General features: G+C 57.0%; 18 protein-coding genes, 1 tRNA gene and 1 pseudogene. 14 read left to right on the top strand and 6 right to left on the bottom strand.

Annotation, left to right across the window (positions count from 1 at the left end):
* Positions 1 to 423: 423 nt before the first annotated feature.
* From AAFM46_RS06930 to AAFM46_RS06900, 7 genes and pseudogenes are all read left to right on the top strand, one after another.
* Positions 424 to 1,485, top strand: coding sequence for a zinc-dependent alcohol dehydrogenase family protein (locus tag AAFM46_RS06930; protein ID WP_343320136.1), 1,062 nt, complete (start codon positions 424 to 426; stop codon positions 1,483 to 1,485).
* Positions 1,486 to 1,584: 99 nt separating this feature from the next.
* Complete coding sequence (locus AAFM46_RS06925; RefSeq protein WP_343320135.1) at positions 1,585 to 2,124, top strand: hypothetical protein; 540 nt, start codon at positions 1,585 to 1,587, stop codon at positions 2,122 to 2,124.
* Positions 2,125 to 2,191: 67 nt separating this feature from the next.
* Positions 2,192 to 2,821 (top strand): hypothetical protein, encoded by a 630-nt coding sequence (locus AAFM46_RS06920; protein ID WP_343320134.1) that lies wholly within the window; start codon positions 2,192 to 2,194, stop codon positions 2,819 to 2,821.
* Between the two features lie 15 nt (positions 2,822 to 2,836).
* Positions 2,837 to 3,004: pseudogene (locus AAFM46_RS06915) on the top strand (hypothetical protein); the annotation flags it as partial.
* A gap of 51 nt (positions 3,005 to 3,055) precedes the next feature.
* Positions 3,056 to 3,604, top strand: coding sequence for a hypothetical protein (locus tag AAFM46_RS06910; RefSeq protein ID WP_343320404.1), 549 nt, complete (start codon positions 3,056 to 3,058; stop codon positions 3,602 to 3,604).
* Positions 3,597 to 6,011, top strand: coding sequence for a plasma-membrane proton-efflux P-type ATPase (locus AAFM46_RS06905; RefSeq protein ID WP_343320133.1), 2,415 nt, complete (start codon positions 3,597 to 3,599; stop codon positions 6,009 to 6,011). Before AAFM46_RS06910 ends, AAFM46_RS06905 begins: the two co-directional genes overlap by 8 nt.
* 54 nt (positions 6,012 to 6,065) lie before the next feature.
* Positions 6,066 to 6,251, top strand: a complete 186-nt coding sequence (locus AAFM46_RS06900) for a hypothetical protein (protein WP_283532303.1) — start codon at positions 6,066 to 6,068, stop codon at positions 6,249 to 6,251.
* 884 nt (positions 6,252 to 7,135) lie between these two features.
* Here AAFM46_RS06900 and AAFM46_RS06895 read toward each other — a convergent pair.
* Positions 7,136 to 7,888 (bottom strand): hypothetical protein, encoded by a 753-nt coding sequence (locus AAFM46_RS06895; RefSeq protein ID WP_343320132.1) that lies wholly within the window; start codon positions 7,886 to 7,888, stop codon positions 7,136 to 7,138.
* A gap of 1,196 nt (positions 7,889 to 9,084) precedes the next feature.
* On the opposite strand from AAFM46_RS06895, the gene AAFM46_RS06890 reads away from it, so the two are divergent.
* The 4 genes from AAFM46_RS06890 to AAFM46_RS06875 all read left to right on the top strand — a co-directional run bounded on the left by AAFM46_RS06890 (position 9,085) and on the right by AAFM46_RS06875 (position 13,270).
* Entirely contained in the window at positions 9,085 to 9,468 is a 384-nt protein-coding gene (locus AAFM46_RS06890; protein ID WP_283532305.1) for a hypothetical protein, read from the top strand.
* Between the two features lie 25 nt (positions 9,469 to 9,493).
* A complete protein-coding gene (locus AAFM46_RS06885) occupies positions 9,494 to 10,033 on the top strand; it encodes a hypothetical protein (protein ID WP_343320130.1) in 540 nt (179 codons plus the stop codon).
* Between the two features lie 70 nt (positions 10,034 to 10,103).
* Positions 10,104 to 10,376: a hypothetical protein gene (locus tag AAFM46_RS06880; RefSeq protein ID WP_343320129.1), complete on the top strand. Its 273-nt coding sequence runs from the start codon at positions 10,104 to 10,106 to the stop codon at positions 10,374 to 10,376.
* A 236-nt stretch (positions 10,377 to 10,612) separates the two neighbouring features.
* On the top strand, positions 10,613 to 13,270 hold the full coding sequence (locus AAFM46_RS06875; RefSeq protein WP_343320128.1) for a hypothetical protein: 2,658 nt from the start codon (positions 10,613 to 10,615) through the stop codon (positions 13,268 to 13,270).
* 761 nt (positions 13,271 to 14,031) lie between these two features.
* Here the strand turns inward: AAFM46_RS06875 and AAFM46_RS06870 are convergent.
* Positions 14,032 to 14,982, bottom strand: coding sequence for a LysR family transcriptional regulator (locus tag AAFM46_RS06870; RefSeq protein WP_343320127.1), 951 nt, complete (start codon positions 14,980 to 14,982; stop codon positions 14,032 to 14,034).
* 72 nt (positions 14,983 to 15,054) lie between these two features.
* Here AAFM46_RS06870 and AAFM46_RS06865 point away from each other — a divergent pair, with 72 nt between their 5' ends.
* Together AAFM46_RS06865 and AAFM46_RS06860 are read left to right on the top strand one after the other, a co-directional pair.
* A complete protein-coding gene (locus tag AAFM46_RS06865; RefSeq protein WP_343320126.1) occupies positions 15,055 to 15,996 on the top strand; it encodes a DMT family transporter in 942 nt (313 codons plus the stop codon).
* Between the two features lie 45 nt (positions 15,997 to 16,041).
* The gene (locus tag AAFM46_RS06860; RefSeq protein ID WP_343320324.1) at positions 16,042 to 17,196 is read left to right on the top strand and encodes an IS1249 family transposase; all 1,155 of its coding nucleotides are present in this window, start codon (positions 16,042 to 16,044) and stop codon (positions 17,194 to 17,196) included.
* A 119-nt stretch (positions 17,197 to 17,315) separates the two neighbouring features.
* Here AAFM46_RS06860 and AAFM46_RS06855 read toward each other — a convergent pair.
* Positions 17,316 to 17,396, bottom strand: a tRNA-Leu gene (locus AAFM46_RS06855).
* A 186-nt stretch (positions 17,397 to 17,582) separates the two neighbouring features.
* On the opposite strand from AAFM46_RS06855, the gene AAFM46_RS06850 reads away from it, so the two are divergent.
* Positions 17,583 to 18,185 (top strand): response regulator, encoded by a 603-nt coding sequence (locus tag AAFM46_RS06850; protein WP_283531453.1) that lies wholly within the window; start codon positions 17,583 to 17,585, stop codon positions 18,183 to 18,185.
* A 195-nt stretch (positions 18,186 to 18,380) separates the two neighbouring features.
* On the opposite strand, the gene pyk is transcribed toward AAFM46_RS06850, so the two are convergent.
* The 3 genes from pyk to gltB all read right to left on the bottom strand — a co-directional run bounded on the left by pyk (position 18,381) and on the right by gltB (position 25,977).
* Entirely contained in the window at positions 18,381 to 19,865 is a 1,485-nt protein-coding gene (gene pyk / locus AAFM46_RS06845; protein WP_283531454.1) for a pyruvate kinase, read from the bottom strand.
* A gap of 69 nt (positions 19,866 to 19,934) precedes the next feature.
* Positions 19,935 to 21,419: a glutamate synthase subunit beta gene (locus AAFM46_RS06840; RefSeq protein ID WP_343320124.1), complete on the bottom strand. Its 1,485-nt coding sequence runs from the start codon at positions 21,417 to 21,419 to the stop codon at positions 19,935 to 19,937.
* A complete protein-coding gene (gene gltB / locus AAFM46_RS06835) occupies positions 21,412 to 25,977 on the bottom strand; it encodes a glutamate synthase large subunit (RefSeq protein ID WP_343320403.1) in 4,566 nt (1,521 codons plus the stop codon). Before gltB ends, AAFM46_RS06840 begins: the two co-directional genes overlap by 8 nt.
* Positions 25,978 to 26,242 lie beyond the last annotated feature (265 nt).

The raw sequence follows: 26,242 nt of genomic DNA, 5'->3' as shown, positions 1-26,242 counted from the left end.
TTGATTTCCCCTGTTTGCCTGGGTTCCTTTTCTTGCTTGCGTGCTTGGGCACCGCTGCCACTTCCCTGCATCTAGCTTGCCTCGTGCACCTGAAAGCGTCAGCAATTACTATGATTCCCGCAGCTTAGCTGACCTGCACAGGGCACAAGGTCCCGAACCGCCTGTTCCATGTAATCCAACACCGCTACCGGCGGCTTACGGCTTCATGTCCTGGTCCACTTGGAAATGCCAACAGCATCAACGCCGTACAAATATTTTCTCCACAGGGGCCTTCTGGCCCTATTTCTGGTGCGGCCGGAGACGTAACGTTTTTGCTGTGGGCCAATAGGTGCTGCGGGCCAATACATCCGGTAGCGGCATCGCACAAGCCTCAGGTAAGCGCGTCGCTGGGGACGTCACGGCATCTCATCTAAGGAACAAAATATGAAGGCACTCGTTTATCAAGGTCCAGGGAAAAAGCAGTGGATGGAGGTACCCGCACCGCAACTGCTCAATGACAGTGATGTCGTGGTGCGCGTCGACACCACAACAATTTGTGGAACCGATCTGCATATCCTCAAAGGAGATGTTCCCGCCGTCAGTATCGGCCGTATTTTGGGTCATGAGGGTGTGGGTACCATCTCAGAAGTTGGATCCGGGGTCAAAGACTTCAGTGTTGGCGACCGCGTCATTATCTCCTGCATCAAGTCATGTGGACACTGTGTTAATTGCCGCGCGGGGCTGTACTCGCACTGCCTCGGAGAAGAAGGGGCATCCGGGATCGGCTGGGTGTTTGGCCACCTGATCGATGGAACACAGGCCGAGTATGTGCGCGTGCCATACGCGGATAACTCCCTGCATAAACTCCCTGAAGGTGTTACTGACATTGCGGCGGTTATGCTATCCGACATTCTCCCCACGGGATTTGAAATCGGCGTTCTAGCCGGCCATGTTAGGCCAGGTGATGTGGTGGCGGTCATCGGCGCCGGACCAGTGGGCCTGGCCTCGATGATGACAGCCGGGCTCTGCGGGGCTGCAACGATCATTGCCCTGGACCTTGATCGTGGACGGTTGGAGCAAGCCAAGTCTTTTGGTGCCACCGACACGGTTGTCTCGGACACTGCCGACTGGAAGGAACAGGTCCTGGCGCTCACCGATGGTGCAGGAGTGGATGTCGCCATTGAAGCCGTTGGTGTGCCGGAGACATTTGCGGTAGCCCTAAACATTGTTCGCCCCGGTGGCCACGTCGCCAACGTCGGTGTCCATGGCGAAGCTGTCACGCTACATCTGGAAGAACTGTGGATTCGAAACATCACCATCACTATGGGCCTTGTCAATGCAAATACGACGCCGATGCTGCTCAAGCTCGTTGCTTCACACAAACTCGCCGCCGAGCGATTTGCCACGCACTTCTTCACCCTTGACCAGATGCTGGAGGCCTACGAGACATTCTCAAATGCAGCCACGACCAAGGCACTTAAAGTCATCATTTCTCGGGTTGGCTGAACCAGTGCCGTGGGGCGTGCGGCACCGGCGCTCTTGACCGCGAGCAGTACGTCTTGAAACAAAACACCGCACCCCTCATTCGTTGGAAAGGCAATCAAGATGAGCATCGCCGTCGTCTATGAATCCATGTTTGGCAACACCCGCACAATAGCCTTTGCCATCGCTGAGGGCCTGGCCCCTTTTGGCGTAGTTGTCACTGCAAACGTCAACGATCCACGATCCACTGGTGCCACTCGTTGCGCCGAGTTGCTGGTTCTCGGTGGACCAACCCATGTCCATGGCATGACACGCCCCGCTTCACGGGAAGAAGCAGCAAGGTGGTCCAAAGACTCCACCAAACATCTGATCCTTGAACCCTCGGCGCCAGGGATCGGCGTCCGTGAATGGATCAGGGACCTTGACCTCGTTCCAGCACTGAGTGCAGCGTTCGACACCCGGGTGGACAAAGCCCACATAATTACCGGTGCAGCGTCAGGACACATTGAACACGCGCTCACGAAAAGGGGGTCGCGCTCAGCGATTACGCCAGAGAGCTTCTTGGTGACTGCGGACAACGGTCTGGCAAATGACGAGCTGGATCGGGCCTTAGCGTGGGGCATCTCCGTGGGCAAAGCCATGGAACAGTTCATCCACCACTGAGCCGACGGGGACAACCAGTCTGCTCGTATTAACGCGCGGAGATACGGATTTCACAAGGAGCAGGAATATGAGTTGGCTTAAAAACTCCGTCAGCGTAGCGATTCCTTTGCCTGGTGCGCCAGAAGGGACCAGGATGGGGCGTCAAGACCCTACCTGGACCCTCGACAAATCTCCCTTGCCACTGACGGAGGTAAAGCCCTTGGCGGTGGGGCATTGGGGCACCACTCCGGGTCAGAATTTCATTTCCGTGCACTTGAACGGCTATAACATCAGCAATCCAACGGTGTTGGCCCGCATCGAGCCACCAGAAGTGGATGCGCTTCTGCCTGGGTGCGGAAATGATCCTCGCTACGTTGAAGGTGAGGACCCGGCCGCGCCGCATCAGCTAATGGCCGCTGTCTTGGAAGAAGCCATAGAAGACATCCTGTCCGTCAACTCCGCTGCACGGGTCGATGGTTGCACGCGCTGGCCGCGCTGGCCCGTGCTCGTTTTGCGCTCCCCCAAAGAGTGGACAGGACCCAAGACGGTGGACGGGCTACCGGTTGAGGGCACGTTCCGCTCACATCAAGTTCCACTACTGGTGGAGGATGCCCATCCCGAGCACGGTGAACGGCTCGAACAGTGGCTACGTACTTACAGACCCGAGGAGCTTTTCGATGAGTGCGCCAAGCTCAAGATTAGGGCATTGCCGTGGTGACAAGACACCTCATCGCTAGACTATTTGCTGGCTTCTCACCTGTGGCAGCAGGACCACAACGGCTTCCCCGACCAGGATCCTGGCTTTGTGGATCATGTGGATCATGTGGTGAACAAGAAGGCAGACATCTTCAGGGTTCACCTCTCTCCGGATGCCAACTCCCTGCTCACTGTTGCCGACCACTGTTTGCGCAGCCGCCATTACGTCGCAGTCCTAGTAGCCGGTGAGCGTGACATGCCACAGTGGTTCTCCATGGCCGACGTCGACCTTCCCTGCTGCGGTGACACACCCACTCATGAGGTACTAGCAGCGGTCTCAATCGTGGGCGAACACGTGAAAGAACTGAAAGTTCGGGTTGTCAACGTTGTTGATTTGTTGAAGCTGCAATCGGCAAACGAGCATCCACCTGGCCTCTCTGATCCGGACTATGACACGCTGTTCAGCAAAAGCAGACGCATCGTGCTCGCCTTTCCCGAATATCCGAGCCTGATCCACCGTCTGATTCACCGTCGCAGCAATCGAAACACGTACGTGCGCGGCTTCAGCCAAGCGGGCATTATCACCACAGCAGTCGATATGCCAGTGCGGAACCGGCTGGACCACTTTCACCTGGTTCAGGACCTCATTGACAGGCTTCCGCAACTGGGTGCCCCCGCGGAGTATCTCAAACAAGCCATGACTCACAAGCTCTTTGAACACAACCTGTATATCAACCAGCACAGCCAAGACCTGCCCGAAATCTGCAACTGGGCGTGGAACTCAGAGGTGGTGGGTCATGGCTGATAAGTCATTGCCCATGCAGGAGGTATTCCGGCAGCTGGAAACAACGGCTGCCGGGCTGAGCCAGGCTGAGGCTGCGAAGCGATTGCTGAAATATGGACCAAACGAGATCGCCGAGCACCACACGAATCCCCTGCTGAAGTTCCTGTCCTATTTTTGGGGACCAATCCCGTGGATGATTGAAATCGCGGTGCTCCTATCAGCAGTGGTGGGGCACTGGCCAGACTTTTTCATCATCTTGATTCTTCTGCTTGCCAACGCGTTGGTTGGTTTCACCGAAGAGCATCAAGCCGGAAGTGCAATAGATGCCTTGCGGGCGAAACTTGCTATCACGGCCCGTGTTCGACGCGACGGCGCATGGATCACCCCGGCGGCTCGGGATCTGGTCCCTGGTGATGTGATTCGTCTGCGACTCGGTGACATTGTCCCAGCTGACGCCCGGCTACTGGACGGGGATCCGATTGAGGTCGATCAGTCTGCTCTCACGGGTGAATCCCTGCCTGCAACTCGCGGACCAGGGGACGCAGTATTTTCAGGTTCTATCATCCGCCGGGGCGAGATCGGTGCGCTGGTCTACGCCACCGGAGCGCATACCTACTTCGGCAAAACCGCCGAACTTGTTGCCGAGGCACACACCGTCAGCCACTTCCAAAGGGCCGTCCTGAAGATAGGCAACTATCTGATCCTTCTCGCTGCCGTTTTCGTGGCAATAATAATATTTGTATCCCTGCTGCGCGGCGACGCCGTTCTCACCACGTTGCAGTTCGCTCTTGTACTCACTGTCGCCGCAATTCCTGTTGCGATGCCCACGGTGTTGTCGGTGACCATGGCTGTAGGCGCCCGGTTACTGGCCAAACAGAAGGCCATTGTTAGCCGATTGGTTGCCATTGAGGAACTAGCCGGCGTGGACGTGCTCTGCACCGATAAAACTGGCACCCTCACCCAAAACTCTCTAACTCTGGGCGAGACTTTCAGTGTTGACACAGTCACCGCAGCAGAGGTCATTTTGGCAGGTGCACTGGCTTCCCGAGTTGATGACGAGGATCCGATCGACCTTGCCGTCTTTGGCGGACTAGAAGATACAACGGCATTGAACTCATGCACGGTGACTCACTTCGAGCCGTTCAACCCAGTAGATAAACGCACCGAGGCCGCCATCACAGGTGCCGGCGGACATCTTTTCAAAGTTACCAAGGGCGCCCCGCAGGTGATTCTTGCTCTTGCCGGTGGTGGTGCCAAGGTCACCGCCACAGTTGTGGCCGCCGTCAATGCGTTTGCTGCACACGGCTACCGCTCGTTGGGCGTCGCTAAAACCAACGAGAACAACCAGTGGCAATTTCTGGGGGTGCTACCGCTGTTCGATCCACCCAGAGAAGATGCCAAGTCAACAATCAGCACAGCGCGGTCAATGGGCATCAGCGTAAAAATGGTCACCGGTGATGCCCTGGCGATTGCCACAGAGACCGCGGGGAAACTCGGGCTCGGCACCAATATTCTCGACGCATCCGGACTTGGTGATGTAAAGAAAGAAGAAAGCCCTGCAAGTATGCGCTCAATTGAGACGGCAGACGGCTTTGCTCAAGTCTTCCCAGAGCACAAATACCACATCATTGACGTACTGCAGAAGCGCGGTCATATTGTTGGGATGACAGGAGATGGTGTCAACGATGCCCCAGCCTTGAAAAAGGCGGACTGTGGGATTGCCGTTTCCGGTGCCACCGATGCCGCCCGTGCGGCCGCGGCCATCATACTGATCACTCCCGGACTGGCAGTGATCATTGATGCGATCAAAGAGAGCCGCAAGATTTTTCAGCGGATGAATTCCTACGCCATGTACCGCATAGCGGAGACACTCCGTGTGCTGTTGTTCGTTACCGGGGCGATCCTGTTCTTCAACTTCTTTCCGGTCACCGCGATCATGATAGTTATGCTGGCGCTGCTGAACGACGGCGCAATTCTCGCCATCGCCTATGACAACGTCCATTTCAAGATGAAACCCGAGGCTTGGAACATGCGCCTAGTCTTGGGGATCGCCACCGTTCTGGGCGTTGTAGGTCCCATCGCGGCATTTGGTCTCTTCTACCTTGGTGAGATGGTCTTTGGTCTGGGCCGTCCCCAGCTACAAACCATGATGTATCTGATGCTCTCCGTAGCGGGGCACCTAACCATATTTCTTACCCGAACTCGTGGCCCGTTTTGGTCTATCCGTCCCGCCCGTATCCTTTTGGTGGCAGTTTTAGGTACACAGGTGATTGCCACACTCATCGCCGTGTACGGATTGTTCATGACACCGCTGGGATGGGGGTGGGCCGCTTTCGTTTGGGGCTACGCCATCATCTGGGCACTAGTGGGCGACCGCATTAAACTGCTGGCCTATCGTGTTCTCGAACCAGCTCCTCGACCTATGTGAGAGTGCACGGCCCCACCTCTCGCTAAGCACCACTGGTAGAGGTATGGTCAGCTCATGATGACTGTGGGAGAAAAAACAACAGCGGACTACCGGAGCCTATTCGAATCAATGCCCGGCATTGGGCTCTCCATGGGCGCAGGGTTGGGGCTCGTGTTTGCTGGCGCGCCAGGTCTCGCCATAGGTGCAGGGGTGGGCCTGATAGCGGGTTCGATCGTGTGGATGTGGTTTCACCAGTCCTGACACGGCGAGCTCACTCTGATTTAGGCCACTCCCCCGGGTTCTATTTCAGCTCTGTTTAGCCAGTCTCATCGCGAATAGTCCATGGGCAATAAGCATCAGGATGTAGGTCAGGTCAACGAGGATGTCCGTGGTTGAGATGCGTACCGAAGTTCTCTCGTTAGAGATAGTAAACCTGGCAAAGTCATTGTTAAGCCCGCACCCCAAAATCCCAAAGTGTGCAGAAGAACCATAGCCACCACGTCCAGGACTACTTGTCCCAAGGACTCCATCAAAGGTTGTGGCAGTCCAGGAAACGCAGATTAAAAATGGCGAACACTAGATTAACCACACCGAACAAAACGGCTATCCAGAGGCTGAACAACTATGGCCGTTTCTCGATTAGTACCTCTAGCCGCACTTTCAACGGTACTGGTCCTCAGATCACAGTGCACTGGTTCCTGGTCACAGCGCAGTATTTTGCGCTATCGCAGTTCTTAAGCTGTGGTTCACCCTGCTGAATACTCTCGACACTAGACTGATCAGAAGAGGCGCACCCCCGACGTTGCACAAGGTCCAAGGAGTCACACAGGAGCACAGGCACTCGCTGGGGCGGGCTTGGCGGGAGGCAGCGGTTGGTTAGAATGGCTGCGACTCTTTGGGCTATGTAAGCGTCTTACTGCTGGCAGCTGTGCTTGCCATAACGGTAGGTACCAACTCCTTCCCAATCCCCCTGCCGGAACGGATGCCGCCTTCACTGAGCACCGTTGGCAGCTCCGCGGTCTACGAGATCATGGCGTACGTCTTGTTCATTGCCTCCACAATCTCGATAGGCGGTTGGGCGGCTGGACTGCTCAGCAATGGCCTAAGAAGAAGGCTCTGCTCCTCCACCCTCGGTCCAGGCGCGTTCACACGATGAAGAGCACGAGCAGGATGGGGTAGGTGAGGAGGAGATTCTTGCCAATCAGGACATGGGCGGTTCCCATGACCAACGAAAGGGCGATGCCGTAGATCCCGGTAGAAATATCCTGAGTAAGGAAGTGAACAAGACCCCAAGTAAGTGCCAGCATGATCCCTCCCCATGGCATCCATCTAGCAACGAACCACCGTTCTCCTGCCGCCTGCCCAAATCCAATGATCAAGGCAATGATGATCGCTTCGGAGAAGTAGTAGAGAACCTGAACAAGCCAGACAATAGTTCCTTCGTCGCCATAGAGTTCCAAGAACGCATCATGCTCCGCTACTGGAGGAAGAACACCACCTCGAACCATCCACTGGCCCAACAAAGTGAGAACAATGAGCGCGGCGACCGCCAACCACCGCATAACACCCAAACGTACATCGGCTTCACCGCACAGTGCGAAATCGGTTCGCCGACGAGCCCAGGCTACCAAGCCAACCCCACCACCTACCCAAAGGAAGATCGTGACCCCCCAGTGAACAATCGATCCAAGAGAACCCCCCGCGGGCAGACCGATTAGTGACTCAAAAGCTGCGAGCACGAGCTCTAGACCCAAGAGTGCGAAAGCGTAAAGCGCAAGGTAGAGGTACTCTTGCGCCCGCGTTGTTCTCACCGTTCCGGAAATATCAATCCACGTCCTCAGTTTTAAGCGGTCTGTAGCCCCGCCCTCCCAGAGTACAGCGGCAGCAATGGCGGTCATTATCCTGGCGGAGGTGCTGGGCCATGAGGAGGGGACCAAAGGCACTGTTACAGCGGGCTAGGGGCTGTCAGGATGAAATGAACACTAATAGGCGGTAGTTGCCACGGCGTTTCGCGTGTTCTGACCCCGCTGTCAGGAAAGGTTGATGCTCGGAATGGCTCGTACCCAGCGATCATCGAACATTTGTGGTCCAGTCGCTCGTCCGTGGTGCACGCATTGTGGAACTGATGAATTCCTGCTCATGGAGTCTGTTGCCCCCTGCTCATGCGGTGTTGCCGGGCTCGTGGGTCTGAGCTACTCATGTTTAGAATGCGAAGGTTTTTCAGCCCACTGTGTTGTTGTCAGCGCGGCTGAGACTACTTTGGCGCTCATGGTCTCAGGGATGGCAGATGACGGGCATCGATGAGATGAGGATCGTGTGCCGTGATAGATATCGAGGACAGTGCAGGGGTGTCACCAACGATTCTGTGGTTGATAGATCGAATCCCGCTTCCAGCATTATTCGGAAGGGGAACGGCAGGTCACATCGTGGCGCTGGTGCTGGGCAAGACGTAGGATATTCACGGGATTGGCGGAAACGTCGGTGCAGTGCACTCAGCTACTGCTGCGTCCCAGCAAGGATCCGACGGTTATTTCACCACGCCAACGCGTCCTTTTCTTAACAACTTCATACGCACTCTCCTCTTCCCCCGCCCAGATAGGAGGCGAGAAAGTGGCATTTGATCTTGGTAGTCTAGGGCTAAACGCCACCACCACGGTACCCGGGGGCCAACAGTTTTCTGGCGTCCAGAGACCTGCACTCTTGTTCGGTGGTCTGCCCACAGAAATGCATACTACTACTAGGTCCTATCCCGCTCGTCATACAGGACAGCTGAATACGCCTCCATCTAGCGGGCTGTGGGTGGGCAAATGGCTGTTGGCAGTACCCCACTACTTTATTCTGTTCTTCCTTGGGTCGCCGTTCTTCTCACCACAGTCGTTTTCTGGTTCGCCATCTTGTTCACAGGCCACTACCTGAACCACTGTTCCACTTTGCTGCCATTCTCACCGACTACCCTGCCAACTCCGAGGTGGACAACCCCGAACAACTCTCCCATGGACTCGTCCTTATCAAATGGTGACCGCTGGCTATCCCCCATTGACTCATCGCCTCCGGATACTGGGCGCAATGTCGGCCTCTCGCCGCTGGACTGCGTGTGCTTGTTGCTGCCCTCATGCTCCCGTTCACCGGCCGCTACCTGCGTCCACTGCTCGACTTGGTCATGGGGATAAACCCGTGGAACTACCGGGTTGCCGGTTACACCCTGCTGCCAAGTGATGAATACCCGCCGTTCAGACTAGATCAGGGACCGGAGGACCCGGACCAGCGTAACGTTCGCGCCGGTATGAACTTTCCCCGACCAAATGCTCCACTAACGCTCTTGAACACCCCACTGAGCGAACGCTACATTTGGGCGGTGGTGCGGACGCTGCCCCAGCCCCCGAACGGGAAGCCGTCCTGGAACTCGGCCACCCCGATCGTCGTGCCGCAAACCAAGCGCACCGGCATTGCACTTGATCGGCCCGAGGCATTATTTTGATTACCTAAGGTTGCTCAAGCTATTGATGGGCATCACGGTGCCTCTCGCCGCGGTCGCAGTATTCTTAGGAGTTCTACTCTCCGGAAGTGGACTTGGTGAATCCATCGCTGCCGCAGTCGTCGGTGCAGTCAACGTCGCCTTTCAAGTTGCATTCTGGGTCACCGTAGTGTTCGCAGTCATCGATCACACAAGCATGAGTGACAGGACGCTCACTGCGTGGACACCTGATCGATTGCCCAGAATCCCTTCTGGGGCACAGATCACCGTGATCGACTCGGTGATCGATGCGGCCGGGCTCCTAGTATTCGCCGGTGCCATTGTTTGGCAGCAGCTTTCTTCACTATTTCAGGACAGCACCGGCACGCCAATCCCTCTCTTAGCGCCCGGACTATGGTCGCTCTGGTTCCTTAACATGAAGCGGCTACTCAACCCCGACTTCCTCACAATGGTCCAGCAGGCAACGGCACTTCATGTTCAGACGCCCAGTTTTTACATCATCATCAGCGTAATAGTGATAGGGCTTTTAGTGTGGAAAATCATCGATGGCTTCGTCAAGGTCGGATAGGCCAACCGAGAGTGTGAAGATCGAGGTTTGGATGACATCTAATTTGTGATCTTTGATCCGTGCGTTAACGATGGGTAGAAAGTCGGCCAGTATTTCCAATGCAGCAATCTACCACCGAGGTCCACTTGGTCCTGTCAATGAGTACCATGTCAGTGAGTACCCTGCCGGCGTACATTTGGTGAGCTGGCGGGTGCAGGGGCTGGCTCCTGAGAGCAATGACTTCGCTGTGATGGATGCGTATGTCGATGGTGACCGTGGCAATGATTCCCATCACGGGTTGTTCGCCCCAGGGCGCGAACTCGAGGTTGGTGCTCGCACTCATGAAGCCTTGTTCATAGAGTGAGCTGATGGTCTGAAAGAACAGCTTCGCAAAACCGATCCCTCTAGCCACGTAGTAGGCCTGGAGGTGTCTCTGGGAATCTGTCTAGGTCAGTGGTGGAGCCGACCGGTGGCCACACCGCTTGCGGGAGCTATACGCCCAAGATGGACAGGCACACCACGCTGGTGGTGCAATGCACTTGTTAGGCTGGCACGTAGGCCCACCCCGGCTCTATCGCGTATCTGAAGGGTCAGAATCACATGCTCGAACGCACCATTATTGAAGCTGTGGGCACCGCGGAAACCCTGATCGATCAGGGTGACCAGGGAGATGCTCAGGCGCTACTCACACAGGCCCTGCTAATGTGCGCCCTTGCAGCCAATGACAGGGAGGCCCTCGCCATAGCAAAAGCCACCAGGCTACTCATCAATTTGGATGTTGGACTGCTGCCGGAGGGTGCAATCGATGCCCATGTAGAGCGGATGCGCCGGTTGATCGCGCCGTTTCACTGCGAGACAACAGCCACAGCATCTGCAGAAGCCGAGTTGAGCCGCTTCGAATGGGTCCACTCCAGTAGCGACGCAGATCCAATCGTGCTGGTAGACGTGCTCCGTGGTGCACGTGAATTCACCGCGCGGGCGCACGACTCGGAGCACGAGGGCGTGCGGCGGGCTGCCGCCGAGGCAGCCTTAACAGCCCAGATAATCCGTGAATGGCTCAGCCAAGACGCCACGTCAATCGCCGTGGCGCTCGAGTCGTTAGCACTGAGTCTGACCTCCGAGTCCGACTCTCGCATGCGCCACATCCGCATCGATGCACTGTACACGGCCGCGCGGCTGCGCATCGATCACACCAACGACGCACCCGCCGCCCATTACCTTCTACATACGGTATTCAAGGAAGCAGGCGAGCTCGCTTCGGCGCGGCGGTTCTACTATTCAGCCACCCTCCATCTAGCTGACCTGTCCTTGGATGCTGCTGCGTCGCCGGCGGAGGCGCTCACCGAGGCCACCACCGCACTTCACAGTGACTACGCCGACGATGTGCAGGATGCTGCTTTACGCTGCCAGCACCTAGATCGGATGCTAGTCCGGATTACCGCAGACGACCGTGAAAAGATGGCCGCCATGGAATGGGTGCGGCTGATCAACCGCCTCACGGCCAGCCCCGATCCGCAGGTACGTGCAACTGTGCTTGACCATGTCAGGTTTCGAAGAACCAACCTCGACGGCCTCACGGCAACGGACCTGCACATCCTCCAGCATGCCGATACTGCAGCGCTCCGTGACACACACCAGGGGACTGTGGGAGCACGGTTTCAGGTGGCCTGCAGAATCGTGGAAGTCATCGGGCGCCCTAACCTCGGAGTAGTACCATCCCACACGGAGCCCCACCGGGATCCATCACTGGCGGTACGCCTTTCTGAAGAGCTAGAACAGCGTTTCCCCCACGCCGCGTCAAGTCCGGAACTAGCACCAACCATGGCCCGGATGCTGCTCGAACGGGCCCTGCGTTTATCTGAAATCGGTCGCCGCGAACAGGCGCTGTCCGTCCTGGCTGAAGTCCGTTCGAAGGTCGCCAACGCACCCGTCAACCACTTACGCCACATCCTTGCGCAGTCCGATTATTGGAGGGGCCGCCTCCAAAGGGAAGCAGGACAACGCCACCAAGCCAGCACCGCCGTAGATGCCATGGTTACCGAATTCGCCCATGACCCCGATCCCGACGTGCGGGTATGGGCTGCGAACGCGCTCCACTCCGCAAGCCGCGACCCAGAGCTGAACCCCTCCGACGTCGATGCCATCCTCGACAGATTCGCCGAAGCCTTCAGCGACGACGAGGACCCACGCATCCGCCAGCACGATGCCCACCGGCGCTTGAACCAAGCCGTACACGCACACGAACAAGGAGCCACCAACCGGGCTGCCCAGCTACTCAAGGACTTAGTCGCCCGGTACAACACGGATACCGATGCTGAGATTATCGACACTGTGCGGCTCGCACAGCAGAACCTCACCGTTTTGACCCTTTCCGCCAAGGAGGCAAAAACCCCCGGAACCGAATCTGAGGAACAATACCGGGACCTGAGCAGCCGACTCCATGCGGCTGATGGTATCTACGCCTCCGGCCGTACGGAGGAAGCTGCACGGCAGTGGCAGGTGCTGGCCGACTCTGCGCATGGCAGCAACGACCCAAACATCGCCATCATTGGTCTCGCAGCACTGGACATGTGGGGGGCTTACCTCAACGACAGTCAACAATGGGTGGCTCTCAGCGCCGTAGCCCGCCGGGCGATGGTCGCACGGGAAAACCTGGACTTCCGGGCTGAACGAATGCGCACCCGCGCCTACCTCCGCTTCGGCATTGCACAAGGACGAGTCGGAGATCCGTTGTCGGCTATCGCCGCTTTCGAAGCACTTGATGCATTGGCCGCCAACACAGGGGACGACGAGATCATGACGACCCGGCAACAGGCAATCTACAATCGCGCCGTCATGATTGACGACCTTGGTGATGCTGAGGGGGCCATTGAAGCCTACGAGCATGTTCTGGCCGTGCACTCGGCCAGCCGCGATTCACAGGCACGCCGGCTCCGGCGTATCAAGGCGCTGCGGAACAAGGCCCTACTTCTGAACGATTTGAACCGACTCCCGGACGCTGCAAGTGCCCACCGTCAGATCTTGGATATAGCCTCCGGCAATCCCGATCCTGAACTGTGCCAGCGTGCCCGGCTCTCAGCATTCTCCCTGGCCGAATGCTTCACCCGCCTCGGTGACCATTCCTCGTCGGCTCAGACCTACGCTTGGATACGCTCGGTAACGACACTCGGATTTACCTCGACTGATAACTTGTCAGCCGCACGGGCCCAGAAGTCGGCCGAACGCTTAGCCCACCGAGCAGGTAAAAGGAAACAATAATCGGCACTAAACCACTCAACTCTGCCCTAAAAATCGATGCCCAAGTGTTGCGGCGAGTCCACACCACCAACTTGAGGCGGGTCAAGGATCTGGGACGATCAATCTGATGTTCGGTGGTTGGCCTGTTGCGCCCTTGTGACACTGAGGGCCACGGCTGGTAGGAAGTCTCCGATCAGCACGTAGGATTTGGTCTTCCGCCGATACTTATGTCGTTTTCTGCCCAGTCGGCCATCTTTTAATAGCGGCCTTTCTGCTCGGCGCATAGGGCCGTCAACCACCCGACTTCCCCGGAGGTCCCCTACACAAAATAGGTTTACTGCGGCCAAAAACCCTTGGTTCATCAGCGCTGACTGGAACACTTCCCGTCGCCTAGGGGTACTCGTTGAACTATACCCGTGGCGGGCTTCGAACCCGTCCTGAGCAAACGGAGCCAGTGCGGATGCAAGTTTTTCTCAAACGAGCCTTTTATCGAGAACAGCCTTAGGGTCCCAGCACAAAAGGCAGACAAGGAGAAAGAGCAAGAATCGGAAAGCCCACACTGCCTAGCTTCAAAACCACCATTTTGAGTTCAGTGGCTCCAACGCTCAATCGCTTTTGGTGCTGCAAAGCTGCTAGCGGCCCGATTTCGCACGCACGGATGCTCAGCTGAAAAATGTATTCGCCATGACCACAAAAGGGGCGTGGAGACCACTGATCGCTGACTGCTATCAGGTGAGGCTCTTTTACAGAGCGTTTGGCTAGAAACCTAGTGGTAAAGCAGCCTAGTTCAGGAGGTGCTGATGGACTCCTTCGCCTGCGAGCAGGCGCTTCTGTTCGGCTATCTTGATGATCCGGTCGATCACGGTGCGTGTGCTTACACGATTTTGGGCTTCAGGTCTGGTTAGAATATCGATGTTTCGACCAAGGGTGAGTCCTTGGATCGGGCGAAGAACCACGTGCTCACGAAAGTATGGAGTCAGTCCGGTGTATCGGGGCAGCAAGCCCACGGTGCCGCTCTCAGCGATGATCGCTGCCACCATATTGAACTCATTAACTCGGTGCGTAATCTGGATGGGTGTGCCAGCGCTGGCAAACATTGCTTGGATCAGGAGTGGCTCCAGCGCAAATCCTTCATGGGCTGCCACCCAAGTTTCGTCCACTAGATCAGCTAGGGATACCGTCTCGTGTTTAGCCAATGGGTGTTCACGATGGATCGCTAAGTCGATCGGTTCTTGCAGCACAGGAGTGACATGCACTCTGCGGGTGGGCCAGGGATCTGATGTCAGCGGCCGGTGCGCGATCACGATGTCGTGGTCACCAACCAAGTCTACGAATTTGTTGATCGATACGTCTTCGTCCCGGCAACGCACCTTTGGTCCGCCAGGGTCCCTGAGGCTGCCCGCGATAAGTGCCGGAAACCAGGCCAGACCGGCACTGTGAAAAGCAGTGACTGAAACGGGTTGTTGACGTGCAACAAGATACTCGTTGACTGAATTTTCCGCACGGGCAAGAGACTCCAGCACATCCCCACCAGCATCGGCCAGCAGTTCACCGGCAGGTGTAAGCACCAAGACTCGGCCTCTTTGCTCCGTGAGGGGGGTTGGCACGCTTCGCTGCAATGATGCGATTTGTTGGGAGACCGCAGATGGAGAAAGTAGCAGTGCTTGTGCCACTGCTGTGACCGAGCCACGGTCTCTGAGCTCACGCAAAGTTCGAAGATGATGCACTTCCATGAAGCTAAGCTTACAGGTTATTGAAGATAGTGGCCGTTGTTCTGTAAGGAGTGAGTTAATTACGGTAAAAGAATGTCCTTTCCTTCCAGCTCCATTTCGCGCCTACTGCCGGATCTAGTGCTCTTGATCGTCGCGATAATCTGGGGTGGCAGCTATCTGGCGACTCAAGAGCTAGCTGCGGCTTCATCTGCGGCCGCGGTTATGTGCGCCCGTTTCGTCCCTGCAGCAATCCTCTTGATATCTGTGAATCTCGCTCGCCGAAAAGTCCGTCTCCGTGATTCAGCATTGCCCGGCATCCTGCTGGGAACACTTCGCACGGCTACCATCGCGATGGAGACGATCGGCGTAACGCTCACAAGTGCCACAAACGCCGGACTCATCATCGCCCTATCCATTCTCCTCACTCCTATACTTGAATCCGCGCTCACCAAGAGACGACTTCCCCTCCCCTTGATAGGAAGCATTCTGCTCGCCCTCACAGGCATTTCCTTACTGGTGGGAGGGCAAGACTTTTCCGGGATCAATCTAGGTGATGGACTCATGCTCTTGGCGGCGGCGACGCGGGCCCTCCTCGGTGTTTCGGAGGCACTATTCACCGTCGGTAGGAAAGCTGACGTTCTGAGCTTGACCACGCTCGAGATCGTTGTTGGTGCGGTCATATTCGCGGCCTGGGGCGGGAACTCATTGCTGGAGCATGTTCCCAATTTTAGTGTCTCTAATTGGTTCACCTTGGCCTATCTTTGTCTGGGCTGCACAATCTTTGCATTTCTTGGGCAGCTCTGGGCAACGAAGCACACCTCGGCGTCGCGTGCGGGGATGCTTTTGGGTACAGAGCCAGGCTGGGCACTCCTTGTTGGGGTGTTCCTGGCCGGGGACAGAATTGGTGCACTTGGATATATGGGGGCGGCGGTGCTCTTGGCTGCAACTTGGTGGGGCGCACGTGCCGAACAACGCTGGCGCGGAGCGGGGTTAGCGGCCATAATGTGTGTATGCAAAGTGGCTTTTGACCAGTAATCATATGGGATGCAGGGCCTTGTACATGCTTTGAAAGCATGTATGGTGACAGTTCCCAAGAACCACCCCCGTTGTGGTGTATGTGCTCAGAAGCTTGTGAAGAACGGTTCGACCAGTGCAGGTAAAACCCGGTGGCGGTGTAAATCCTGTGGTGCTTCCAGTACTCAATCCAGGGTTGATATCAGCAAGAAAGCAGAGTTCGCCGCTTTCCAGTCATGGATCACTGGCAAGACCCGTCAGGACGCCCATGCCAGCTCATCACGGACCTTTCGGAGACAGAGTGCTTGGTGTTGGAACGTGGCCCCACAAGCCCCTGTGACCGGGGAAATTCACCCGGTGCTCATCCTCGATGGAACGTACTTCAACGGCTGGTGCGTGCTCATTGCTTACACCGGTGATCACGTTGTTGGCTGGCAGTGGTGCGATCGGGAAAAACATGCTTCCTGGTCAGCGTTACTCAAGCAACTCCCGGCCCCTGCCATGGTCGTCATCGACGGGCACAAAGGCCTCGAGAGTGCGTTGGGTCAGCACTGGCCAGAAACAAGAGTGCAGCGGTGTTTGTTTCATATTCAACAGAACATCCGTACCCACCTCACGATGCGTCCGAAACTCGATGCTGGCAAGGAATTACTGGCCCTAGCGAAGGCTTTAACACCGATCCAGTCCCTGGATCAAGCCGCTGTGTGGGTCGGTGAGTTCGCGTCCTGGGAAGCACGCTGGGAGAAGTTCTTGAAGGACCGCACCTACGCGAAGAAGAACGGTGAAAGGCCCTCACACGTGCGGGCAAACCAGAACTGGTGGTTCACGCATCTTCGTCTGCGCCAAGCCCGTGGAACACTAGCCACAGTCCTGCAGAACGATCATCTGTTTACTTGGCTCACCCACGCCACCGAAGACCAGAAACTCCCTAGGACAACGAGCCCGCTCGAGGGTGGGATCAATGCTGGCTTGAAGCACCTTCTTCGGGACCATCGAGGTCTTAGCGATGATCATGCCAAACGAGCCGTGGACTGGTACCTCTACCACCACACCGAGGCCCCTAAAGATCCCTGGGACCTAGTGAAGGCCCACCACTGGCAACCAAAAAAGAAGAAACGACAAATGGTTCACGAGCCCATCGGCCCTGCCCTCTACGACACAGCCTTCAGCCCAGAAGACGGCAATGGAATTCAACAAGGATGGGGCGGAAGAAGCCACTGACACGCCCGGGCTGTACACACATTTTGGCCGCTAACCCCACATTTTGGCCGCTAACCCGGGGTTAGTGTCAACCCTTAAACACGAAAACCTCCTGTCACCAGGAGGTTTTCGTTGAAATGTACCCGAGGTGGGACTCGAACCCACACATCTTTCGATACTGCATTTTGAGTGCAGCGCGTCTACCATTCCGCCACTCGGGCCTATGCAAGACTCTCAAATGAAAGCCGTTACAAAGATCACGCTCTCTTTCCGGAATCACTTCCGAACGAGTGCGCGAAACTACTCTACATGCAGATAGGCTGTTTTGTAGAACCAGCGCCTCCTAAGCGCTAAAAAATCGGATTTTGTGTCCGAAGTCTCAGTTAATCGCTTCCAAGGAGTTATTTGTGTCTGAATCAACGGATTCGAACCCCACGTCCCCCGCACGCCGCGTCATTGTTGCCGAGGATGAAACCTTGATCCGTTTGGACATCATGGAGATTCTTCGCGGAGAAGGGTACGACGTTGTTGGCGAGGCTGACAACGGCCAGAAAGCCGTAGAGCTTGCGAAAGAGCTCAAACCTGATCTGGTCCTCATGGACGTCAAAATGCCTGTCATGGACGGCATAACGGCGGCTGAGATCATCGTCAAAGCCCGGATCGCTCCCGTGGTCCTCCTGACGGCGTTCAGCCAGAAGGAACTCGTTGAGCGTGCCCGCGACGCCGGCGCCATGGCCTATGTTGTAAAACCCTTCACACCCGCAGATCTTGTCCCTGCCTTGGAGATTGCGCTCTCCCGCCACGAGGAGATCAAGGCGCTGGAGGAGGAAGTCACTGACCTGCAGGAGCAGTTCGCCACACGCAAGCTTGTGGAGCGCGCCAAGAGTCTACTGACCACCAAAATGGGCCTCACCGAGCCCGAAGCATTCCGTTGGATCCAGAAGACCTCCATGGACCGCCGGCTGAGCATGCGTGAAGTGGCCGAAACGATTATCAACCAGGTTAACTAAGCCGCAACAACACAGTTGTTGCTCAAAAGCACCCGCGAGTTGCCACTTGGGGTGCCCAAAAGCGTGCTTTGGGCACCACTTGTGGCAACTCGCGAAGTTTGTAGGCACGGCTCACTGCTTAACCAACGACGACGGCGCTCACCAGGTGGTGGGCGCCGTCGTCGTTCTTCTCCAGCTAGAACAAACTAGTGGATGTTAGTCAGTGGGCCAAGGACCAATCTTTTCCTTGGTCCCACGGGCACTGCCGGTCTTGGCAGTGTCGGCCTGGTCGCCAACAACGTGTGCCTTGACAAGGTTCGTGGAACCAGCCTGTCCGGGAGGGGAACCGGCTGCAATAACAACCATGTCGCCTTCTTCCACGAGACCCTTCTGCAAGAGAACAGCGTCAACCTGCTCGGTCATGGCATCAGTGTGGGCTACCATCGGAACCAGCACGGGCTCGATGCCCCATGCAAGCGCGAGCTGATTGCGTACACGCTCATCCGGAGTGAACGCAAAGACCTGCTTGGCCGGGCGGAGCCTGGACAAACGGTAGGCCGAGTCACCTGACTGCGTGAACGCTGCAATGTACTTGGCATCGAGCTGGTTGGCGATCTGCACAGCCGCTGCCGTGATGACACCGCCGCGGGTCCGCGGCTGCGAACCCAGGCTCGGAATCAGCTTCATGCCTGCGTCTTCTTCGGCTGCTTCAATGATGCGCGCCATGACCTTGACGGTCTCGATCGGGAACTTGCCAACGCTTGTCTCTCCGGAGAGCATGACTGCGTCCGCGCCGTCGAGCACAGCATTTGCACAGTCGGAAGCCTCCGCACGGGTGGGCCGCGGGCTTTCGATCATGGATTCAAGTACCTGGGTTGCTACGATGACGGGCTTGGCCCAGCGGCGTGCCATTTCAACACACTTCTTCTGTACCAGTGGGACATCTTCCAAGGGAAGCTCCACACCCAAGTCACCACGAGCAACCATGATGGCGTCAAACGCGTCAACAATGGCTTCCAGGTTGGCAACTGCCTGTGGCTTCTCGATCTTGGCGATCACCGGAACGCGACGGCCTTCTTCATCCATGATCTCGTGGACACGCTGGATATCAGCTGCATCACGGACAAACGACAAAGCAACCAAGTCAACGCCACATTCAAGGGCCCAGCGCAGATCGTCTTCATCTTTTTCACTCAAGGCCGGAACGTTCACAGCAACACCGGGTAAGTTGATGCCCTTGTTGTTAGAAACCTTGCCCGGCACAGTCACTTCGGTGACTACCTTGATGGCGTCAACGGCTGTGGCCCGCACGGAGACCTTGCCGTCATCGATCAGCATGATGTCCCCAACTTTGACGTCCTCAGTAAGCGACTTCAAAGTGGTGGAGCAAATGTCCTTGGTACCGGGGACATCTTCTGTGGTGATCGTGAAAACATCACCCACGGCCAGGTCGTATCCCTCGCCGTTGGCGAAGCGACCCAAACGGATCTTCGGGCCCTGCAGGTCAGCCATGATGGCAACCGGCTTGCCCAAGGCCTCTGCGGCCTTGCGCACGTTCTCATACGTGTTCTGATGCACGGTGTAATCGCCGTGGCTCATGTTCATGCGGGCTACGTTAACGCCCGCCTCCAGTACCGCAAGTGTGTTTTCATAGCTGGCGATTGCCGGCCCGAAAGTCGCAACAATTTTTGCGCGTCTCAATGTACCTACCTTGTGTGTGGTTATCAGCAGAAATCTTTAGTCCCGTCATATAGCCTAACGCTTTTGGCACTAGAGGCGGATAGCCGAATCACTAGGTGAGACGGGAGCAGGCAGGAAGGTCTCCCCCATCAAGAACCTATCTACTGCCGCAGCGCAGGCGCGCCCTTCAGCAATGGCCCAAACAATCAGCGACTGGCCGCGCCCGGCGTCCCCTGCTGCAAAGACCCCTTCACGTTCCGTCATGTAGTGACTGTCACGGTTAATATTTGCTCGTGAGTCCAAAGTCACGGGCAACTGATGCGTCAACTGCGCTGATTCTGGGCCCGTGAAGCCCAATGCAAGAAACACTAAATCGGCGGCAATAACGCGTTCTGTGCCCACCTTAGGCACCCGACGCCCGTGCAGATATTCGGTTTCTGCGATCTTTAATCCAGTCAGCACACCGTTTTCACCAACAAACTCCACCGTGGACGCCAAGTAGCTGCGGACACCACCTTCTTCATGTGCACTGGCGACCTCAAAGAGGTTCGGAGAAGTGGGCCACGGTTGCGCCACGCTGCGAGCTGCCCCAGGCTGCGCCCCAATGGCCAACGTTGTCACACTGGCTGCCTGCTGACGGTGCGCGGTCCCCAGACAATCTGCACCGGTATCGCCGCCGCCCAGGATCACAACATGCTTGCCACGTGTGTGGATCTGCACTGCCTCGCCACCCAAGGATTCCCCTGTGCCAACGGAATTCTCGCCGGAAACGCTCCTGTTGGCTTGCACAAGGTACTCCATGGCGAAATGCACCCCCTTCAGGGCACGGCCCGGAATGGGTAGATCACGCGGCACAGTTGACCCAGTGCACACCACGACGGCGTCATACCTCCTGCGCAGGTCCTCCCACCCCATGTCCTTTCCCACCTCAACTCCTGTGCGAAAGCGGGTACCTTCAGCCGCCATCTGCTCAACCCGGCGGTCAACGCTTTCTTTCTCCAGTTTGAAGTCGGGGATGCCGTAGCGCAGCAACCCGCCGATCTTCTCGTCTCGCTCGTAGACGGCAACAGTGTGCCCAGTCCGGGTGAGCTGCTGGGCTGCCGCTAACCCCGCAGGGCCGGAACCAACGACGGCGACGGTCTTGCCTGTGAGCCTGGCCGGCGGCAACGGGTGTACCCAATCCTGGTTGAAGGCCTCATCAATGATTGACACTTCAACCTGTTTAATCGTCACGGCCGGCTGGTTAATGCCCAGCACACATGCCGCTTCGCATGGGGCCGGACACAGCCGCCCGGTGAACTCAGGGAAGTTGTTTGTTGAATGCAGACGCTCAATAGCTTCCTGCCCCTTGTCTCTCCAAGTGAGGTCATTCCATTCAGGGATGAGGTTGCCCAACGGGCACCCCTGGTGGCAGAAGGGCACACCGCAATCCATGCAACGCCCCGCTTGGGACTTTAGTACCCCTTTTTCTTGTGCCTCGTAGATTTCTTTCCAGTCCATGATTCGCACAGGGACCGGGCGGCGCGTCTGGGTGATGCGTTCGCGATTGTTCAAGAAACCTTGTGGATCAGCCACCTGTGACCTCCAATATTTTTGCCCAGGCCGTTGCGCCGTTGGGGTCTTCGCCCAATTCGGCTGATGCCAATTGGGTCTGTAAAACTGCCGCGTAATCACGCGCCAACACCTTCGTGATGCGAGCTAGCGTGCCCGGAACATCGGCCAACAATGCCTCTGCCACGTCCGAACCGGTTTCTTCTTGGTGCCGTCGTAAAAGTGACTGCACAATGTCCGCATCAACGCCGTCGAGCATCAATAACGAAAGCTCTCCACTTGCCAACGCGCCCTTGTTCACACGCTTGGGTTCCAGATCCAAAACGTACGCCGTACCCCCTGACATGCCAGCGCCAAAATTACGTCCCATGGGTCCTATGATGAGTGCTTTTCCACCCGTCATATACTCACAACCATGGTCCCCAATGCCTTCAACAACCGCGGTGGCACCTGAGTTTCGCACCAGGAAGCGCTCCCCCACCAATCCGCGCAGAAACATTTCACCGCTGGTGGCGCCATATCCAATCACATTTCCGGCGATCACGTTATCTGCCGCGCTGAAGGTGTTGGCCCTATCAGGACGGACAGCTATACGACCTCCGGAGAGACCCTTGCCCACGTAATCATTGGCATCCCCAAACAGCCGCAAGGTGATGCCGGCGGGCAGGAATGCGCCCAGCGATTGGCCGGCTTGGCCAGTCAACGTGACATCGATCGTGTCCGGGCCCAGCACATCCACACCGAACGTTTTGGTCACGTGGTAGCCAAGCATGGTACCAACAGACCTGTCCGTGTTCCGAACTGGCACACTGATTTTAACCGGAGCCCGCTCACGCAATGATTCGGCGGCCATCGTGATCAACTGCTGGTCAAAGTGATTCTCCAGCTCGTGATTCTGATTGCTCAGATGCCGCCTCGGAGCTGTGAGCGGCACCCCGGCGTCGGAGAGGATGGGGCGCAGGTCAAGCCCCTCCGCTTTCCAATGGTGTAGCGCCGCCTTAAGATCCAGCGTGCCCGACTGTCCCACCGCCTCTTGTAGACTGCGGAACCCAAGTCCCGCCAGAATCTCGCGTACCTCTTCGGCTAAGAACTCGAAAAAATTCACCACAAATTCTGGTTTGCCGCTGAAGCGCTGGCGCAATTCCGGGTTTTGTGTAGCCACGCCCACCGGGCAGGTGTCCAGATGGCATACCCGCATCATGACACAACCGGAAACGACTAGTGGCGCGGTGGCAAAACCAAATTCCTCGGCGCCAAGCAGCGCGGCAATGACCACGTCACGTCCTGTCTTTAGCTGCCCGTCAACCTGCACCACCACCCGTTCGCGCAGCCCATTGAGGCGCAAGGTCTGCTGGGTTTCGGCAAGGCCGAGTTCCCAGGGCATGCCAGCATGTTTGAGAGAGTTCAGCGGGCTGGCCCCGGTACCTCCGTCATGACCGGAGACAAGAACCACGTCGGCCTTCGCCTTGGCCACGCCAGCCGCCACCGTGCCGATCCCCATTTCGGACACGAGTTTGACGTGCACACGCGCGGTGGGATTGGCTCGTTTGCAGTCGTAAATGAGCTGGGCCAGGTCCTCAATCGAGTAAATATCGTGGTGTGGTGGGGGTGAAATCAGCCCCACACCCGGAGTTGAATGACGAGTCTGGGCGATCCACGGGTACACCTTTTTCGCCATCAGCTGGCCACCTTCGCCAGGTTTCGCTCCCTGTGCCATCTTAATTTGAATGTCCTGGGCATGACTGAGGTAAAGACTCGTCACCCCGAAACGGCCCGAGGCAACCTGCTTGATGGCGCTGGACCGCTCAGGGTCAAGAAGTCTCTGAACATCCTCGCCACCCTCACCAGTGTTGGACTTGGCGCCCAACCGGTTCATGGCTATGGCCAGTGTCTGGTGAGCCTCCGCAGAAATGGAGCCGTAGCTCATGGCCCCGGTTGAGAAACGCTTAACAATCTCGCTGACCGATTCCACCTCTTCCAGCGGAACAGGCAGACGTTCTCCATCCTTGAACGTGAGCAGCCCACGGAAAGTCATGAGCCTGTTAGCCTGTTCATCCACGCCCTCGGTGTACTTCTTGAAAATGTCGTAGCGGCGTTCGCGAGTAGCGTGCTGTAGCCGGAAGACAGTGTCAGGGTTGAAAAGGTGCGGCTCGCCGTCGCGGCGCCACTGATATTCGCCTCCCGACAACAGGGGCCGGTGAGGGACATCCACCCCATCCACGGGGTAAGCAAGAAGGTGCCGCGCGCTCACCTCAGCAGCGATCACCTCAAGGCCAACCCCACCCAGCTGAGTAATGGTGCCGGTGAAATACGCATTAATGAGTTCTTGCGACAAGCCCAGCGCCTCAAAAGTCTGGGCACCACAGTATGAGGAAACTGTTGAAATACCCATCTTGGACATAATTTTCAAAACGCCCTTGCCCAGTCCCTTGATCAGGTGGCGGACTCCCTCTTCGGCACTCACACCTGTCACGTCTCCATTGCGGATCAACTCCTCCACTGATTCCATGGCCAGGTACGGATTGATCGCGGCAGCTCCATAACCGACAAGAACAGCTACATGGTGAACCTCCCGCACATCACCGGCCTCAACGACCAGGGAAACCTTGGTGCGGTTGGCGCTGCGCAACAGATGATGATGCACAGCGCTCACGAGCAGCAGCGACGGGATGGGAGCCCATGCCGCGGTGGAATCCCTATCGGAAAGCACAACGTATTGCACACCACGGTTGATGGCTCCGGAAACCTGTTCGCAGACCTCGGCCAGCCGAGTGCGCAGGGCGGCCTCACCGCCATCAACCTTGTAGAGTCCGCGCACTTTCATGGAAATCCGCTCCCCACCTGACCCATCATCGGCTACAGGAGTTTCCATATTGGCGATCTTGGCCAGATCGTCGTTGTCTATGACGGGAAAGGTTAAGGCCAGCTGCGGCGCCCGTACCTTAGTGCGTGAGAGTAGGTTTCCCTGCGGACCGATGGTGGTCTTTAGCGAGGTGACAAGTTCCTCCCGAATGGCATCCAAGGGAGGATTTGTCACTTGGGCGAATTGCTGGACAAAGTAATCAAAGAGCAGGCGCGGGCGTGAGGACAGCACGGCAACCGGCGTATCAGTGCCCATGGCGCCGAGGGGTTCAGTACCTGTTCCTCCCATGGGTCCGAGCAGCATTCGCAGCTCCTCGGTGGTGTAACCGAAGGTCCGCTGACGGTGGAGCACGGAGGCTGTTGTGTAGATGACGTGTTCGCGTTCGGGGAGGCCTTTCAAGGCGATGGTGTTTTCCTTGACCCACGCCTCGTAAGGGTTAGCTGCGGATGCCTGGGCTTTAATGTCGGCATCACTGATCAGCTCACCCTTGGCAGTGTCCACAAGAAACATGGTGCCCGGGGCCACCCTGCCTTTCGCTACGATGCTGCCAGGGTCAATCTCAAGCACCCCAACTTCTGAGGCCAGGACCACAAGGCCGTCATCGGTGATCCAGTAGCGCGCGGGGCGCAAACCGTTGCGGTCAAGGGTTGCACCGACCACTGTTCCGTCGGTGAAAGATACCGCCGCAGGGCCATCCCACGGTTCCATCATGAGTGAGTGGTACTCGTAAAACGCTTTCTTGGCCGGATCCATCGTGGCGTGATTCTCCCACGCCTCGGGGATCATCATCATGACTGCTTCGGTGATGGGACGTCCAGAAAGCCACAACAATTCAGCGACCTCATCAAAGGAAGCCGAGTCGGAAGCCCCCGGTGTACAAATGGGGAACAGCTCTTCTGGGGTTTCCCCCAGAAGTTTGTGCGCCATGGTTGATTGGCGGGCGCGCATCCAGTTTCGGTTGCCTTTGACGGTGTTGATTTCCCCATTGTGAGCAATGCTTCGAAACGGTTGGGCAAGGGGCCAGGAAGGGAAAGTGTTGGTGGAGAAACGTGAATGGACCACTGCCAGCTTGGTGGCAAAAAGTGGATGAGAAAGGTCAGGGTAGAACGGTTCCAGCTGCGCCGTTGTCACCATCCCCTTGTACACAATGGTCTTGGATGACAATGACGGAAAATAAACTCCAAATTTTTGCTGAGCTCGTTTCCGTACACGGAAGACTTTGCCGTCCAGTTCATTGGCTGCGAGAATATCCAAAGGCTGTTTCGGCTCGCCCTCCAAAGCCACAAAGAGTTGGCTGAAATGTGGCATGCAGGCCCTTGCACTGGCACCAACGAGCTCGGCAGCAACGGGAACCTCCCGCCAGCCCAGGACCTTCAACCCCTCAGTTTCTGCCAGTCTTTCAAGGCCAGCAATAGCGGCAACTCGGTCTAGGTTCTCGGTGGGCAAAAAAGCTGTCCCCACTGCGTAGTGGCCTGGTTCAGGCAGCCGGAACTCTGTGACGCTCTGGAAGAACTCGGCAGGGATCTGCGCGAGAATTCCGGCGCCGTCCCCCGTGCCTTCATCGGCACCCACCGCTCCACGGTGCTCGAGGTTGCGAAGTGCCACTAACGCCTTTTGCACAATATCGTGGCCAGGAGTGCCCCTAAGGGTGGCAACGACAGCCAAGCCGCAGGCATCCTTCTCGTTTTCAGGCTGGTAGAGGCCTACCTTTTGCGGCATGGCAGCAAAACGGATGAACGGCGAGATTGCCTGGGTGCTGTTGGAGGCACGTACAAGATGGTGTGTCACGGCGGGTAAGTCCTTCCCCAAATATGAGAGCCGGTGGGGGCGACGCTGGCCCGTGCGTTGAGAAAGTGGATCTTACTCAACAGTGCTGCTAATCCTGACTTATGCAGTGCTGGTGCTGATTTACCGTCAGCAACCTGCTAATGGCAGCAATCTAGTGCATATGCACAAGAGAAGAGGATTTCTTGGTTCACTGCTT

The sequence above is a fragment of the Arthrobacter sp. TMP15 genome, from assembly GCF_039529835.1.
Lineage (GTDB): Bacteria > Actinomycetota > Actinomycetes > Actinomycetales > Micrococcaceae > Specibacter.
The sequence above is the reverse complement of the archived record's forward strand: the minus strand, read 5'-3'. Positions and strand labels throughout refer to the sequence as shown.